Source organism: Streptomyces sp. NPDC028298 (assembly GCF_055565895.1).
Genome location: NZ_JBVHTL010000002.1, coordinates 1055935 through 1071429 on the forward strand (window position 1 = coordinate 1055935; position 15495 = coordinate 1071429).

Here is a 15495-nt window from a genome sequence, read left to right on the forward strand (position 1 = left end):
CACTGAGGTGACGTCGTTTTCGCTACGGGTCGGTTCGGGGGCCGGACTGTGGGGACTCACCAAAGGCTCCGTCGGGCGCTCGATCGCCGGGCGGAGGGGGCGCCCGGTCCGTGGGCGCGTCCGTCAGGCGGTGTCCGGTCCGTGGGCGCATCTGGCAGGTCCACCCGGCGAGCCCCTACCCTTCACCCCATGGTTCCCCAGGCCCTGAACTTCTCGTCGCGTCGCTATGTCGACCTGCGACGCCAGGGAACCGCCACCTGTCGCCACGCCTCCTGAGGCGGGGCGGAGCGGATCCGGCCCGCCGGGACGAGACCACAGCGGACCCCACCAGGCCATGTCGCGGCTGTCGCGGCGTGGCGTACGTGACGGCGCCCGGCCGGACCAGCTCCCGAGGATGAACTCCATGGCCAGTACGGTGGCACCCCCTTCCCTGTCCCCTCCCTCCCCCGTCCTCGACCGGCGCCGGGCGAGCGCCAGCGTGATCCTGCGGTCGGTGCTGGAGCACGGGCCGGTCGCCCGCAGCACCATCTCGCGGCTGACCGGACTCTCCCCGGCGTCGGTGACCGACTACTGCGCACGGTTCACCGAGCGGGGCCTGATCCGTGAAGCCGCCGCACCCCTCAGGTCGGGCGGGGTCGGGCGGCCGCACCTCCCGGTCGACCTGGACCACTCCCGCTTCGTGGTCGGCGGGGTGCACGTGGCCGTGCCGTACACGACCGTCGCGCTGCTCGACCTGCGCGGCCGGGTCCTCGCCGAGAAGCGGCTGCGGCACGAGGGCACCGAGCCGGGCCGGGTCCTCGCGAACGCCGCCGAGGCGATCACCGCACTCCTCGCCGGTGTTCCCGGCCGCACCGCGCTCGGCGTCGGTGTGGCGGCGGGCGGCTGGGTGGACGCCGAGTCCGGCACGATCGTGGAGCACCCGCTGCTGGGCTGGTACGACGTGGCCGTCCGGGAGACCCTCGGAGCGCGTACGGGGCTGCCGGTCCATGTGGACGGCCACGCGCGGGCGCTGGTCAACGGGGAGCGGCTGTTCGGGCGGGCCAGGGGCAGCCGGAGCGTCCTTCATCTGTTCGCCGGCAACGTGGTGGACGCCGCCTTCGCCACGCACGACCAGGTGCACCACGGACCCCGCTCGCAGGCCGGCGCGATCGCCCATCTGCCGCTGACGGGCGGCTCGGAGCGGTGCGACTGCGGCCGGACGGGGTGCCTCCAGGCCGAGCTGAGCGAACGGACGCTGTGCCGGCGGGCCCGGGAACTCGGTGTCACGGACGGCTCGAACCCGATGCACGTGGTCTCCGCGGCGGCCGCCGGCGACCTACTGGCCGTGGGGCTGCTGACGGAGCGGTCGCGGATGGTCGGGCGGGCCGCGGGGCTGCTGCTCGACGTGCTCAACCCGGAGACGGTCGTCGTCACCGAGATCGGCGCCATACACCGGGAGGACTGCCTGGAGGCGCTGCGCGAGGCGGTGGGACCCGCGCGGGCGTCGGCGGTCGTGCCCACCAGCTTCCCCGATTCGGTGCTCGCCGTGGCGGGCGGATCGGTCGTGCTCGACGTCCTGTACCGCGACCCGCTGGGCTCTCCGGGCCGCTCACCGGGCGCTAATTAATTCAGAAAGTCGGAATGTTGACAGGGCTCGTTCCCGAACAGGAGCATCGTGGACATGAGCAGCGCGCGGGTGCAGGTTCCGCTCACCAAGTGCCGTGTGGTCGACCTGATGCGGGTCGCACGCACACGTTGTTGCTGACCCCTTGTCGCCGACCGGTCGCCCCTGACGTCTCGTCACCGGCACCGTGTCGCCGGTCCTTCGGGACGCCGATCCGCTGACGCGCCGAGCCGCCGGCCGGCCGGTCCCCTCTCCGGCTGATCCGCCGGAGCGCGGGATCCGCAGGCGGCCGTCACCCGAGGGCCGCCCGGACGCCGCCACAGCCGCACACGCCCCGCGTCGCGCGGCACGCCTCCCCACGATCGGCCGGCCGACGCCTCCCGGCAGGCGGGCGCTTCGGCTGTCGTCGCCCTGATCGCCCGTCTCTTCAGGCACGCCACCGGCGTGTGTCCCTTCGGCGCGCCCGCGTCCCCTCCGGCCTCGCCCTGCCCGGAACCTCGCGCGCCCTCCCGCCACTTGGAATCCCCGGAGTCCTTCCATGCCACCACTGTCCGCACGGTCCACGCGTTCCTCCTCTCCCCTGTCCGCGTCCGGTGTCGACCGGCGCGTGTTCCTGTCCTCTCTCGTCGGTGCCGCCGCGGCGGCGGGCCTGAGCGGCTGCGCCGGTGCGAGCGCGGCCGGCAGCCGGTCCCAGGGGGACCTGTCGGCGCCCCTGTCCGGCAAGGTGCCGCAGGGCACCGAGCTCAAGATCGCCTCGTACCAGGGCGTCCAGGAACTCCAGTTCAAGCTGGCGGGGCTGTCCGACCTGCCGTTCGGCGTCTCCGACTGGGTGAACATCGGCGCCGGACCCGACGTCATCAACGCCTTCCGCGCCAAGTCCCTGGACGTCGGCAACAACGCGGGCATCCCGCCGATCCAGGCGCACTTCCAGGGTTTCGACGCGAAGATCGTCGCGATCAACATCACCCGCAAGCCCAACTACCTGTTCGCCACGAAGCCCGGCAGCGACATCAAGGACGTCCAGGGCTTCAAGGGCAGGAAGCTGGCCTTCTCCCAGGGGCAGGCGCAGGGCGTCGTCCTGCTGCGCGCCCTGAAGCAGGCCGGCATCGCCTACGACGACGTGACCCTCGTACCGCTGACCAGCAACCAGTTCCTCACGGCGCTCCAGGCGGGCCAGGTGGACATCGCCCCGCTCGCGAACAGCCAGGCGCCGGCCTATCTCAAGCAGTACGGGTCCAAGGGCGCCCACACCATCACGACCGACGTGGTGGACCTGCTCAACCTGCTCTGGGCTCCGTCGTCGGTGCTGGCCGACCGCGCTAAGGCCGCCGCGGTCGCCGCGTACATCCCGCGCTGGGCGAAGGGCCAGGTGTGGGCGTACGAGCACCCCGACGCCTGGAACGAGGAGTTCTACGTCAAGACGCAGAACCTGACCCTTCCGCAGGCGCAGGCGATCACCGCCCTGGCCAACAAGCCCTTGTTCCCGCCGAGCTGGGACGAGGCCGTCAAGTGGGAGCAGGAGACCGCCGATCTGCTCGCGGAGGGCGGCTTCGTGAAGGGCTTCAAGGTCGGCTCGCTCTTCGACCGGCGCTTCGAGGCCATCGCCGCCAGGGCCGTGCCCGCGGAATACCGGAAGTGACGGCCATGACGACCAGGACCACGGCGACGACCGCGACTCCGGACACCACCGACACCGAGACGGCGGCTCGGGCCGCGGCCACGGCCACGGCCGGGAACGAGACCGGGACCGAGGCCTCGGCCGCACCCGGGGAGGAGACCGGGACCACGGTTGCGGCCACGCCCGGGACCGGAATCGGAGCCAGAGCTGGAGCCGGGACAGCGGCGGTCGAGGCGGAGCCGGCCGGGACGGAGCCGGCCGAAGCGGCCGAAGCGGCCGAGGCGGCCGACGCGGCGGCGGGCGGCGGGGCCGCACCCGGGGAGCGCCGGGAGCACCGGGAGCGCCGGTTCCGGCGAGCCCCCCGTGCTCGGCGGCGCGGTCTCGCGCCCGGCAAGCGGCTGCCCGCCTCCCGGCTCATCGGACCGGCGCTGTTCCTCGCGCTGTGGGCCGTCGCCTCAGCCGCCGGACAGCTCGATCCCGGCGCGATCCCCGCGCCCTGGACGGTGCTGCGGACCACCGGTCACCTGTGGACCGACGGCACCCTGCCCACCGATGTGCTGACCTCCCTGGAGCGCGCGGGATACGGCTTCGCGTTCGGCCTGACCGCAGGTGTCCTCCTCGCCCTCGCGTCCGGGCTCAGCCGCGTCGGCGAGGCGCTGATCGACGGGACCGTGCAGCTCAACCGGGCGATCCCGACCCTCGGTCTGATCCCGCTGTTCATCCTCTGGCTGGGCATCGGCGAGACCTTCAAGATCGCGATCATCGCCATCGTCGTCTACATCCCGATCTATCTGAACCTGCACTCCGCGCTGTCCGGCATCGACCACCGCTTCGTGGAACTCGCCGAGGTCCAGGGGCTGTCGAGGCTCCGCTTCGTCCGGGAGATCGTGATCCCCGGCGCGCTGCCGGGCTTCTTCGTCGGGCTCCGGCTCGGCGTGACCGGCTCCTGGCTCTCCCTGGTCGTCCTGGAGCAGATCAACGCCACCAGCGGCCTCGGCTACATGATGTTCCAGGCCCAGAACTACGGCCGGACCGACATCATCCTCGTCGGCCTGCTGATCTACGGCATCTTCGGACTCGTCTCCGACAGCGCGGTTCGTCTCGTCGAACGAAAGGTGCTGTCATGGCGACGCACGCTCAGCAACTGACCCGTCCCGACACGGTCCGTCTGCGCGGACTCACCCGGTCGTTCGAGGGCCGCACGGTCCTCGACGGAATCGACCTCGACCTCCCGGCGGGCCAGTTCACCGCACTGCTCGGCCACAGTGGCTCCGGCAAGAGCACCTTGCTGCGCGCCATCGCCGGCCTCGATCACGGCGTCGCCGGGAGCGGCGAACTCACCGCCCCGCAAAGGGTGTCCGTCGTCTTCCAGGACTCCCGGCTGCTGCCGTGGCGCCGCGTCCTCGACAACGTCCTGCTGGGCACGGACGGCCGGGAGGCCGCCGAGAAGGGCCGCTCGGCCCTGGCGGAGGTGGGACTCGCGGGGCGGGAACGGGCCTGGCCCAACGAGCTGTCCGGCGGCGAGGCACAGCGCGCCGCCCTGGCCCGCTCGCTCGTCCGCGAACCCGAACTGCTGCTGGCCGACGAGCCGTTCGGGGCGCTGGACGCGCTCACCCGGATCCGTATGCACGTGCTGCTGCGCGAACTGTGGGAACGCCACCGGCCGTCCGTGCTGCTCGTCACGCACGACGTGGACGAGGCGATCGTGCTGGCCGACCGGGTGCTCGTGCTCGACCACGGCCGCATCGGCGTCGACCTGACCATCGACCGCCCGCACCCCCGCTCGTACCGCGAACCGCTGCTCGGCGAGTACCGCGAACGGCTGCTCGCCGCCCTCGGCGTCACGGAGGACCACGCATGACCCGCCGACTGCACCTGAACGCGTTCCTGATGAACACCGGCCACCACGAGGCGTCGTGGCGGCTGCCGGAGAGCGACCCGTACGCGCACGTCCGGCTCGACCACTACGTACGGCTGGCGCGGATCGCCGAACGCGGCACGTTCGACTCGCTGTTCCTCGCGGACGGCCCCCAGCTCTGGAGCCGGGTGGCGCAGCGGCCGGCCGGGGCGCTGGAACCGCTGACCCTGCTCACCGCGCTGGCGACGGCGACCGAGCACATCGGCCTGATCGCCACGGCGTCGACGTCGTACAACTCGCCCTACAACCTGGCCCGCACGTTCGCCTCGCTGGACATCATCAGCGGCGGGCGGGCCGGCTGGAACATCGTGACGACCGCGGGTGCCGAGGCGGCCCGCAACTTCGGCCTGGAGCACGAGCCCGCCCACGCCGAACGGTACGCCCGCGCCGCGGAGTTCGTGGACGTGGCGCTGAAGCTCTGGGACAGCTGGGAGGACGACACGGTCGTCGCCGACAAGGAGCGGGGGGTCTGGGGCGACGACGACAAGATCCACCCGCCGCGTCACAAGGGCACGTACTTCCGTGTCGAGGGCGCCCTGAACGTGCCGCGCACACCGCAGGGTCACCCGCTGCTGGTGCAGGCGGGCTCCTCGGCGGACGGCAGGGCCTTCGCCGCCCGCTCCGCGGAGGCGGTGTTCACCGCGCAGCAGACCCTCGACGACGCGCGGGCCTTCTACGGCGACCTCAAGTCCCGTGCGCGGCGGGCGGGACGCGACCCGGAGCACGTCAAGGTGCTGCCCGGCATCGTCCCGGTGATCGGCTCCACCGAGGCCGAGGCGCGCGGGCTCGAACAGGTCCTGGAGGACCACATCGTGTACGACCACGGTGTGGCCCGGCTGGAGTCGCTGCTCCAACTGCCCGCCGGGACGCTCGCGCTGGACGAGCGGCTGCCCGCCGACCTGCCGCCGGAGAGCGCCGTCGAGGGAGCCAAGAGCCGCTACACCCTCGTCGTGGAGCTCGCCCGGCGCGAGCGGCTCACGGTCCGCGAGCTGATCGGCCGGCTCGGCGGCGGGCGGGGCCATCTGACCTTCACCGGGACACCCGGGCAGGTCGCCGACGCGATCGAGGAGTGGTTCCGCGGCGGGGCCGCCGACGGCTTCAACATCATGCCCCCCGTGCTGCCGTCCGGCCTGGACCTCTTCGTCGACCACGTGGTGCCGATCCTGCGCGAGAGGGATCTGCTCCGCCGGGAGTACGGACCCCGGCAGACGCTGCGGGAGCGCTACGGGCTGCCGCGCCCGGCCAACCGGTACGCGACTCCGGCCACGACGGCGACCACGCTCCCCGCGTCGGCACCGGCACCGGCACCCACCCAGGCGACCGCGTCCGCTCTCGCCTGACCCCGCCTGACCCCGTTCGCGCTCCAAGAGCCCCAATCCCGAACCCCGAATCCCTGAATCCCCGAACCCCCGAACGGCCGAACCGAAAGGACCCGTACCCATGTCGGACATCGAGATCCAGAAGGTCACCGCGCACATCGGTGCCCGCGTCCTGGGCGTCGACATCTCCAAGCCCCTGGACGACATCACCGCCGCCGCCCTGCGCACAGCCCTCGACGAGCACAAGGCGCTGGTCTTCGACGACGTCGACCTGGACGACGAGGGGCAGCAGGCCTTCGCCCGTCACTTCGGCGACCTCACCACCGCGCACCCCACGGTGCCCGCCGTGGACGGCGCCCCGAACGTGCTGCCCGTCGACAGCGAGCGGGGCCGCGCCAACCACTGGCACACCGACGTGACCTTCGTGCTCAACCCGCCGCAGGCCAGCACCCTGCGCAGCATCACCGTGCCGCCGTACGGCGGTGAGACGCTCATCGCCAATTCCGCGGCCGCCTACCGCGATCTGCCCGAACCGCTCCGCGCGTTCGCCGACACCCTGTGGGCCGAGCACACCAACGACTACGACTACGCGGTGCCGGACGAGAACATCGACGAGGAACAGGCCGCGCAGCGAGCCCAGTTCACCTCCATCAAGTTCCGCACCGCGCACCCGGTCGTCCGGGTGCACCCGCTGACCGGTGAACGCGGCCTGTTCATCGGCGGGTTCGCGCAGCGGATCATCGGGCTGTCGGTGGGCGAGTCCCGCAAGATCCTCGACCTGCTCCAGGCGTACGTCACCCGGCCCGAGAACGTGCTGCGCTGGCGCTGGTCCCCGAACCAGCTCGTCCTGTTCGACAACCGGATCACCCAGCACTACGCGATCGACAACTACGACGGGCTGCCGCGCCGGCTGCACCGGGTGACGGTCGCCGGTGACGTGCCGGTCGGCATCGAGGGCAAGGAGAGTCACTCGATCGAGGGAGACGCCTCGCACTACACGTCGGTGGCCGCGTGACGCCGTACCGGATCGTGTGAACGGCGACGAACAACGGACGCCGGACGGCGGACGACGGGGCGGCCCCCGCGAGGATCCCCCTCGCGGGGGCCGTCCGTCAGGGCCCGCACGGCACGTTCAGCGAGATCAGGGCGGCCGCCCCGTCCTCCAGCCGGAGTTCGGTGATCGCCGCGTTGCGCAGGCCCGGCAGGACGCGGCGGTACTCGCCCAGCGGGACGGACAGTGCGGCGCACAGCACCAGCCGCAGCAGGGTGTTGTGGGCGACGACCAGCACGCGCTCGCCGGGGTGGGCCTCGGCGATCCGGCGCAGGGCGCGGGTCCCCCGGGCCGCCGCGGTGCGGGGATCCTCCGCCTCGGGGAAGGGATAGGACACCGGATCGGCGCGGAACGCCTTGGCACGGACCGGGTTCTCCAGCTCGAACTCGGCGAGCGTGCGGCCCTCCAGCACCCCGAAGTCGCATTCGCGCAGGGCGGGTTCACGCCGGGCGACCAGCCCGAGGACGCGGCACGCGGGCTCGGCCGTGGCGACGGCACGGGACATGGTCGAGGTCCAGATCGCGTCGACGGGGTGCGCGGCGGCCCAGCGGCCGAGGGCCTCCGCCTGGGCGCGGCCCTCCTCGGTGAGCTGGACGTCGCTCACTCCGGCGTAGCGGTTCTCCGCGTGCCAGACGGTCTGCCCGTGCCGGGCCAGGAGGAGGGTCGTACTGCGGCTCGTAGTACTCATGAGGCCGCAGTATCCAGGTCGGGCCGGGCCCGCGGGCACACCACGAGAAGTCCGGTCCGGGACCGGGCGCGGCACACCCGCCGCCACGCACGACACCCCCGCCGGCGGGCACGGGACACCCCGTCGCCGGGCCGGTCCGCGCGGGACCGGGCCCGGGTCCGGGGTGCAGGGTGCGGGGTGACGAGGGGACTAGAGGTTGCTGAAGTCCGGTCCCGCCGTCCGCGTGCGCTTGATCTCGTAGAAGCCCGGCACCGAGGCGACCATGAGCGTGCCGTCCCAGAGCTTGGCGGCGTCCTCGCCCTTGGGGGCCGGGGTGACGACCGGGCCGAAGAAGGCGAGCTGCTCGCCGTCGGAGCCGGGCACGGCGATGACCGGGGTGCCGACGTCCTGGCCGACCTTGTCGATGCCCTCCTTGTGGGAGGCGCGCAGCTCGGCGTCGAACTCGAAGTCCTCCTGGTCGGCGTAGTCGATCAGGTCGGCGGGGAGCCCCACCTCTTCGAGAGCGCCGGCTATCGCTTCCTTGGTCGGGCCCGCGCCGTCGTTGTGGAAACGGTTGCCGAGCGCGGTGTACAGCGGGCCGAGGACGTCGTCGCCGTGCTTCTGCCAGGCGGCGGTGACCACCCGGACGGGCTGCCACGCCGTGGTCGCGAGCATCTCGCGGTAGTTCTCGGGAAGCTCGTCGAGCTTGGGCTCGTTCAGTACGGCGAGGCTCATGATGTGCCAGCGGACCTCGATGTCGCGGACCTTCTCCACTTCCAGCACCCAGCGCGAGGTCATCCAGGCCCAGGGGCACAGCGGGTCGAACCAGAAGTCGACGGGGGTCTTGCCGGAACTGGTCTGAGCGGTCTGCTCGGGCATGCTTCTCCTCGGAACGCGGTGTTTCCCGTGGCAACACCGGCACGCGCCCGCACCATTCCCGCGCATCCGTGCGATTCGAGGGTGGCCATGGGGATTCCCCTGTGTCGCCGCCGCCGCGCTGCCCGCCGTAAGGAGCACATGGGAGGATCGGCCCTGTTCGCACATGTCTATGACGCCATGAGGGAGTGCAGCCGTGCCCGGTGAGAATCTGTCCCGCGACGAGGCCCAGGAGCGGGCGGCACTGCTGTCCGTCGACAGCTACGACGTCTTCCTCGACCTGCGCTCGGCCGTCGGGGACACGGAACCCGGCGGGTCGGGCGGCGGGCCCCGCACCTTCCGCTCGGTCACCACGCTCCGCTTCCGCTGCGCCGAGCCGGGCGCGGCGAGCTTCGCGGACCTGATCGCGCCGAGTGTGACGGCCGTCTCGCTCAACGGGCGGGACCTCGACCCGGGTGAGGTGTTCGACGGCTCCCGGATCCGCCTGGAGGAGCTGGCCGCCGAGAACGAGCTCGTCGTGGACGCCCAGTGCGCCTACTCCCGTACCGGCGAGGGCATGCACCGCTTCGTCGACCCGGAGGACGGCGAGGTGTATCTGTACACGCAGTACGAGCCCGCCGACTCGCGGCGTGTCTTCGCGAACTTCGAGCAGCCGGACCTCAAGGCGCCGTTCCGCTTCGAGGTACGGGCCCCCGAGGGCTGGACCGTCTGGAGCAACGGGGTCGGCGAACTCGTCGACGGCGTGTGGAAGTTCGCCGAGACCAAGCCGATCTCGACGTACATCACGGCGGTCGTGGCGGGCCCGTACCACTATGTGACGGACTCCTACTCCCGCGTCTTCGAGGACGGTACGACGCTGGAGATCCCCCTCGGCGCGATGTGCCGCAAGGGTCTGGCCCCCCACTTCGACGCCGACGACGTGTTCCTGGTGACCAAGCAGGGCCTGGACTTCTTCCACGACCACTTCGACTACCCGTACCCCTTCGGGAAGTACGACCAGGCGTTCGTGCCCGAGTACAACCTCGGCGCGATGGAGAACCCGGGACTCGTCACGTTCCGCGAGGAGTACATCTTCCGCGGCAAGGTGACGCAGACGTCGTACGAGGCGCGGGCGAACGTCATCCTGCACGAGATGGCGCACATGTGGTTCGGCGACCTCGTCACCATGGTCTGGTGGGACGACCTGTGGCTGAAGGAGTCCTTCGCCGACTTCATGGGCACGTTCGCCAACGTGGGCGCGACCCGCTTCACCGACGCCTGGATCACGTTCGCCAACCGCCGCAAGGCCTGGGCCTACCGGGCGGACCAGCTCCCGTCCACCCACCCGATCACGGCCGACATCCGTGACCTCCAGGACGCCAAGCTGAACTTCGACGGCATCACCTACGCCAAGGGCGCCTCCGTCCTGAAGCAGTTGGTGGCGTACGCCGGCCAGGACGCCTTCCTGGAGGGCGCGCGCCGCTACTTCAAGCGGAACGCGTACGGGAACACCCGCCTCGGCGATCTGCTGTCGGCCCTGGAGGAGACGAGCGGCCGGGACATGGCCGCCTGGTCCCGGTCCTGGCTCCAGACCGCGGGCGTCAACTCCCTCACCCCGCAGGTGATCCTGGACGCGGAGGGGCGGATCGGCGAGCTCGCGGTGCTCCAGGAGGCGCCCGAGTCGCATCCCGAACTGCGCCCGCACCGGGTGGCCGTGGGCCTGTACCACCGTGAGGACGGCGACGGTCCGCTCGTGCGGTACGCGCGCGCCGAGGTCGACGTCGACGGGCCGCGCACGATCGTCACCGAGCTCGCGGGCGCGCAGGCCCCGGCGCTCGTCCTGGTCAACGACGACGACCTCACGTACTGCAAGATCCGCTTCGACGAGGGCTCGCTGGCCACGCTGCGGGACGCGCTCGGCGAGATCACCGACCCGCTCGCACGGGCCCTGTGCTGGTCGGCGCTGTGGAACCTCACGCGCGACGCGATCCTGCCCGCCCGGGACTTCATCGCCCTGGTGCTGCGCTTCGCGGGCCGCGAGTCCGACATCGGCGTCCTGCAGATGCTCCAGGCCTGGGCGAACTCCGCGCTCGTCAACTACGCGGCGCCCGGATGGCGCGAGGAGGGCGGGGCGCTGCTCGCCGAGGGCGCGCTGAAGGAGCTGCGGCTCGCCGAGCCGGGTGGCGAGCACCAGCTCGCCTGGGCCCGCTTCTTCGCCACCGTCGCCTCCTCCGAGGCCGACCTCCAGCTCCTCCAGGGTCTGCTGGAAGGGACGGCGAAGATCGACGGTCTCGACGTCGACCAGGAGCTGCGCTGGGCGTTCCTGGAGCCGCTGGCCGCGCGGGGCGCCGCCGACGAGTCCGTCCTCGCCGCCGAACTCGCCCGTGACGACACGGCGTCCGGCAAGCGGCACCAGGTCCGCTGTCTGGCCGCCCGTCCCTCGGCCGCGGTCAAGGCGCAGGCCTGGGCGGCGGTCGTGGAGTCCGACGCGCTGTCCAACGCCCTCGTCGAGGCGACGATCTCCGGCTTCGGCCAGCCGTCCCGGCGGGACCTGCTGGAGCCGTACACCGCGAAGTACTTCGCCGCCATCGAGCGCGTGTGGGCGGAGCGGTCCATCCAGATCGGCATGGACGTCGTCCGGGGGCTGTTCCCCTCGCTCCAGGACTCCCCGGAGACCCTGGCCGCGACGGACGCCTGGCTCGCGGCGCACGAGGACGCGCCGCCGGCACTGCGCCGGCTGGTGCTGGAGTCGCGGGACGATCTGGCGCGGGCGCTGCGGGGGCAGGCCCGCGACATCGCCGCCGCGGGCTGATCACCGGTCCGCCATGGACCCGACCGAGGAGGGCACCGGACGCCTGGGGCGCCGGTGCCCTCCTCGGCGAACCGGGCCGACCGCCGCCGCCTCCTGGACCGGGCCACTCGCGCCCGCCGACGCGACGCGACCGGTGCCGGCCCCGAGGGCAGGCCGCCGCGACCAGCCGGCCGCGCGCGACCGGAGCCGACCTCCGGAGCCGACCTCCGGGGCCAGGCCGCCGCGCCACCGGGGACGCGACCGGTGCCGCCGCCGCGTCCCGGGCGCCCCGAGACCGGTGCGGGCTCCGGGGTCGGGCCGCCGGGCCCGTCGGCGGGGTGACCTGGTGTGTCTCCGGTGAACTGATCCGATCCGCGACTCGGTGGACTCATCCGATGCACGCATTGGTTGACTCATCCGATCCGCGCATTGGTTACGAAATGCAGGTATGCACAGCCGTAACCCCTATTAACACGCACGCGGACCAGCGGCTTTACCCGGTCGAACGCGCGTGCATCCGAGGGCGGTTGTCCCGATTCGCCGACGGGCGGGTAACAGCCGTTAGAAGTCGGCTCGGCGGCGGAAAACCCCGGACCATGAGTCACGGCACCCCCATCTCCCCCCGCGCCCTCCACTCCACGTCCCGCGTACGGCAGCGGGTTCTGACCGCCGCCCGGTTGCGCGACCACGGCGTGACGGCCGCGGACGCCAGCGAGCGGTGCCGCCCCGGCGGTCCCTGGCAGCGGATCCTTCCCGGCGTCTTCCTGCTGCGTCCGGGACCACCCACGCCGGAGGAGCGGCTGCACGCGGCGCTGCTCTACACCGCCCGGCCGCCCTCCGCCCGTACGGCGCCCCGCGTCCCCGCCCAGCCCGGCTCCCCGGAGCCGTGCTCGCCCCGGCCCGCCGCGGACGCGCTGATCACCGGCCTGGCGGCCCTGGCCCTGCACGGCTTCGACTGCGCCCCGCCGCTGCCCTCCCTCGACACGATCGACGTGCTCGTCCCCCGGCTCCGCCGGCTGCGCTCGGCCGGCTGTGTCCGCATCGTGCGGACGACCGTGCTGCCGGCGCCCGTGTTCGTGGCGGGCGTGCCGGTCTCCGCCGTCCCCCGCGCGCTGGCCGACGCGGTCGCGGAGCTGACCGACGCGGAGACCGTGCGCGCGCTGCTGACGGAGGCGGTGCGCCGCGGCTACTGCGAACCGCGCTCGGTCGTGGAGGAGCTGACGGCGGCCCGGCTGCTCGACCGCCCGCACGTGGTGGACGCCGTGGACTCGCTGGTGGCGGAGGGCCGGGCGATCGCGGAGAACCGGCTGTACCGGATGGTCTTCGAACACGGACTGCCCGACCCGGTCTGGAACGTCGAGCTGCGGCTGCCGGGAGGCCCGCGCCTCGGTGCGGTCGACGCGTACTGGCCCGAGCAGGCGGTCGCGGTCGAGCTGGACACCCGGACCCCGCTCCAGGACGCGGACGACGCCCGGGCCGCCGAGCGGACCCGCAGGCGGGAGCATCTGGAGCGGCTGGGCGTCACCGTCGTCCACATCACCCCGCGAAGGCTCAGGGACGCGATGGAGCAGCAGGCCACGATCGTTCGGACCGCTCTCATGGCGGCGAACGACCGGGATCCGGCCGCGTATGTCGTGGTGCTGCCCCGGTCGTGACGGACAGGGCCGCGCCCGGAGGGGAGGGAGAGGGCCCGTGAGCCGTTCTCGCGGGCCCTCTCCCGGTTTCCGGTGGCTTTGTCAGTGCCCGGATCTACTGTGGTGCGAGCAGGACTTCCCTGGACGGACGCGCCTGCGTGACGAGCCGGACCGAAGACAGGAGAGCGCGATGACGACCCTGCCCGACCGCCCGAACACGGCGCTGCTGGTGATCGACATGCAGCACGGAGCGGTGGACGGCGCCCACGGCCTCGCGGGCGTGATCGCGAACATCGACACCCTCGTCGCCAGAGCTCGCGCCGAGGCCGTGCCGGTGATCTGGGTGCAGCACTCCGACGATCACATGAAGTACGGCAGCGATTCCTGGCAGTACGTGCCGGAGCTGGTCCGCGCGGAGGCGGAGCCGGTCGTCCACAAGAAGTACGGCGACTCCTTCGAGGCCACCGAGCTGGAGGACCTCCTCGCCGAGCGGGCCGTCGGTCATGTCGTGGTCACCGGCGCCCAGACCGACATGTGCGTCCGCTCCACGCTCCACAGCGCCTTCACCCGGGGGTACGACGTCACGCTGGTCGGCGACGCCCACACCACGGAGGATCTCACCGCGTACGGCGCCCCCACCCCGGCCGAGGTCGTCGCCCACACCAATCTGTACTGGCGGGAGCAGCGCGCGCCCGGCCGGCGCGGGGACACCGTGGAGACGGCGAACGTGAGCTTCGCCGCCGGAGCGGGCGGAGCCGCCGGCTAGAGCCGGTCGCCCAGGGCCTGGGACAGACCCCGGGACAGGCTCCGGGAGTGCTCGGACCGGTCCCGGGACGGGTTCGTCGCGGTCGGCGCGGTCGGCGGGGTCCCGCAGAACTCCGCCTCCGCGACCGCCAGGCTGTCGCCCGCCCAGTCGCCGTTGAAGTTGAAGGCGAGGGAATGGCGGCCGTCCGCGGTGGCGAGGGCCACGGTGGACGAGCCGTGGATGCCTCCGTCATGGCCCCAGACCCGGACGCCGCAGCTCAGCGTCCCCTCCAGGAGGCCCAGGCCGTAGCGCATGCCCGGGACGCCGTCGACGGCGACCGTCGTCCGCATCTCCTGGAGCTGCTCGCGCGGCAGGAGCCTGCCGCGCAGGAGCGCGGTGTAGAAGCGGTTCAGGTCGGCGTTGTCGGAGATCATCTCCCCCGCGGAGGACGCCCAGGAGGGGTTCAGAGCGGTGACGTCGTAGGTCGGTCCCGTCGTGGTCTCGGCGAGTTTGGAGTACGCCCTGCTGCTGGGCGAGGGGAGCGTGACGCGGGTGCCGGGCAGCGAGGTGGCGCGCAGCTTGAGGGGCTTGATGATCCGGTCGCGGATCTGCGAGGCGTAGGAACGTCCGGTGACCTTCTCGATCACCATGCCGGCGAGGACGTAGTTGGTGTTGGAGTAGTTCCAGGACGTGCCCGGGGCGAAGTCCGGCTCGTGGGACAGCGCGACGGCGACGAGTTGTCCGGGGGTGAGCGTGTCGTAGCGGTGCCGGAGGAATCCGTCCCTGGCGAGATAGGTGGCGCCGAAGCCGTCGTCGGCGGTGTAGTTGAAGATCCCGCTGGTGTGGTTGAGGAGTTGGCGGACGGTGATCGCGGTGCCGTCGTTGCCGTTGCCGCGCACCACGCCGGGCAGCCAGGTGTCCACGGTGTCGTCCAGGGACAGCCGTCCCTCCGCCTCTAGCTGGAGCAGGACGGTGGAGATGAACGTCTTGGTGATGCTGCCGACGCGGTAGCGGTCGGCCGCGGACCGCGGTGCGCCGCTCCTGAGATCTCCGACGCCCGCGGTGGCCGACCAGGCGCCGTGCCGGTCCACGGCCTTCGCCGTCACCCCCGGGACACCGGCGTGCACGGCCGCTTCCATGGCCTGCCGTGTCGGCGCGTGGCCGTCCTTCGCGGGCGCCGCCGTCGCGATGCCCGCCTGCGTCACCGCGACCCCCGCGGCGATCGCCCCCACCAGTGCCGTACGAACCCTCATGTCTTCCCCGTCTCGCTGTGGGACTCGGTCGGGGGGAGGGA

At 72.4% G+C, this 15495-nt stretch carries 12 protein-coding genes; 9 read left to right on the forward strand and 3 right to left on the reverse strand.

Going from position 1 to position 15495, the window contains the following annotated elements; all coding sequences use genetic code 11:
* Nucleotides 1–403 precede the first annotated feature (403 nt).
* The 6 genes from ACZ4TO_RS13165 to ACZ4TO_RS13190 all read left to right on the forward strand — a co-directional run bounded on the left by ACZ4TO_RS13165 (nucleotide 404) and on the right by ACZ4TO_RS13190 (nucleotide 7473).
* A complete protein-coding gene (locus ACZ4TO_RS13165) occupies nucleotides 404–1606 on the forward strand; it encodes an ROK family transcriptional regulator (RefSeq protein ID WP_382782587.1) in 1203 nt (400 codons plus the stop codon).
* A gap of 535 nt (nucleotides 1607–2141) precedes the next feature.
* A complete protein-coding gene (locus ACZ4TO_RS13170) occupies nucleotides 2142–3242 on the forward strand; it encodes an ABC transporter substrate-binding protein (RefSeq protein WP_468024180.1) in 1101 nt (366 codons plus the stop codon).
* A gap of 173 nt (nucleotides 3243–3415) precedes the next feature.
* Nucleotides 3416–4369 (forward strand): ABC transporter permease, encoded by a 954-nt coding sequence (locus ACZ4TO_RS13175; protein ID WP_468024370.1) that lies wholly within the window; start codon nucleotides 3416–3418, stop codon nucleotides 4367–4369.
* Nucleotides 4345–5082, forward strand: a complete 738-nt coding sequence (locus ACZ4TO_RS13180) for an ABC transporter ATP-binding protein (RefSeq protein WP_382782595.1) — start codon at nucleotides 4345–4347, stop codon at nucleotides 5080–5082. The genes ACZ4TO_RS13175 and ACZ4TO_RS13180 overlap by 25 nt, the downstream gene beginning before the upstream one ends.
* Nucleotides 5079–6479, forward strand: coding sequence for an LLM class flavin-dependent oxidoreductase (locus tag ACZ4TO_RS13185; protein WP_468024181.1), 1401 nt, complete (start codon nucleotides 5079–5081; stop codon nucleotides 6477–6479). The genes ACZ4TO_RS13180 and ACZ4TO_RS13185 overlap by 4 nt, the downstream gene beginning before the upstream one ends.
* 100 nt (nucleotides 6480–6579) lie before the next feature.
* On the forward strand, nucleotides 6580–7473 hold the full coding sequence (locus ACZ4TO_RS13190) for a TauD/TfdA dioxygenase family protein (protein WP_382782600.1): 894 nt from the start codon (nucleotides 6580–6582) through the stop codon (nucleotides 7471–7473).
* 97 nt (nucleotides 7474–7570) lie between these two features.
* Here ACZ4TO_RS13190 and ACZ4TO_RS13195 read toward each other — a convergent pair whose 3' ends face one another.
* Complete coding sequence (locus ACZ4TO_RS13195; RefSeq protein ID WP_385045120.1) at nucleotides 7571–8197, reverse strand: histidine phosphatase family protein; 627 nt, start codon at nucleotides 8195–8197, stop codon at nucleotides 7571–7573.
* 189 nt (nucleotides 8198–8386) lie between these two features.
* Nucleotides 8387–9055: a mycothiol-dependent nitroreductase Rv2466c family protein gene (locus ACZ4TO_RS13200; RefSeq protein WP_382782605.1), complete on the reverse strand. Its 669-nt coding sequence runs from the start codon at nucleotides 9053–9055 to the stop codon at nucleotides 8387–8389.
* Nucleotides 9056–9248: 193 nt separating this feature from the next.
* On the opposite strand from ACZ4TO_RS13200, the gene pepN reads away from it, so the two are divergent.
* The 3 genes from pepN (at nucleotide 9249) to ACZ4TO_RS13215 (ending at nucleotide 14222) form a co-directional block, all read left to right on the forward strand.
* On the forward strand, nucleotides 9249–11843 hold the full coding sequence (gene pepN / locus ACZ4TO_RS13205) for an aminopeptidase N (RefSeq protein WP_385045116.1): 2595 nt from the start codon (nucleotides 9249–9251) through the stop codon (nucleotides 11841–11843).
* A 575-nt stretch (nucleotides 11844–12418) separates the two neighbouring features.
* Nucleotides 12419–13477 (forward strand): hypothetical protein, encoded by a 1059-nt coding sequence (locus tag ACZ4TO_RS13210; RefSeq protein ID WP_468024182.1) that lies wholly within the window; start codon nucleotides 12419–12421, stop codon nucleotides 13475–13477.
* A 169-nt stretch (nucleotides 13478–13646) separates the two neighbouring features.
* Nucleotides 13647–14222: a cysteine hydrolase family protein gene (locus tag ACZ4TO_RS13215; protein ID WP_382782613.1), complete on the forward strand. Its 576-nt coding sequence runs from the start codon at nucleotides 13647–13649 to the stop codon at nucleotides 14220–14222.
* Here ACZ4TO_RS13215 and ACZ4TO_RS13220 read toward each other — a convergent pair.
* Nucleotides 14219–15454: a serine hydrolase domain-containing protein gene (locus ACZ4TO_RS13220; protein ID WP_468024183.1), complete on the reverse strand. Its 1236-nt coding sequence runs from the start codon at nucleotides 15452–15454 to the stop codon at nucleotides 14219–14221. The two genes, ACZ4TO_RS13215 and ACZ4TO_RS13220, sit on opposite strands and share 4 nt — an antisense overlap.
* Between the last annotated feature and the right edge of the window lie 41 nt (nucleotides 15455–15495).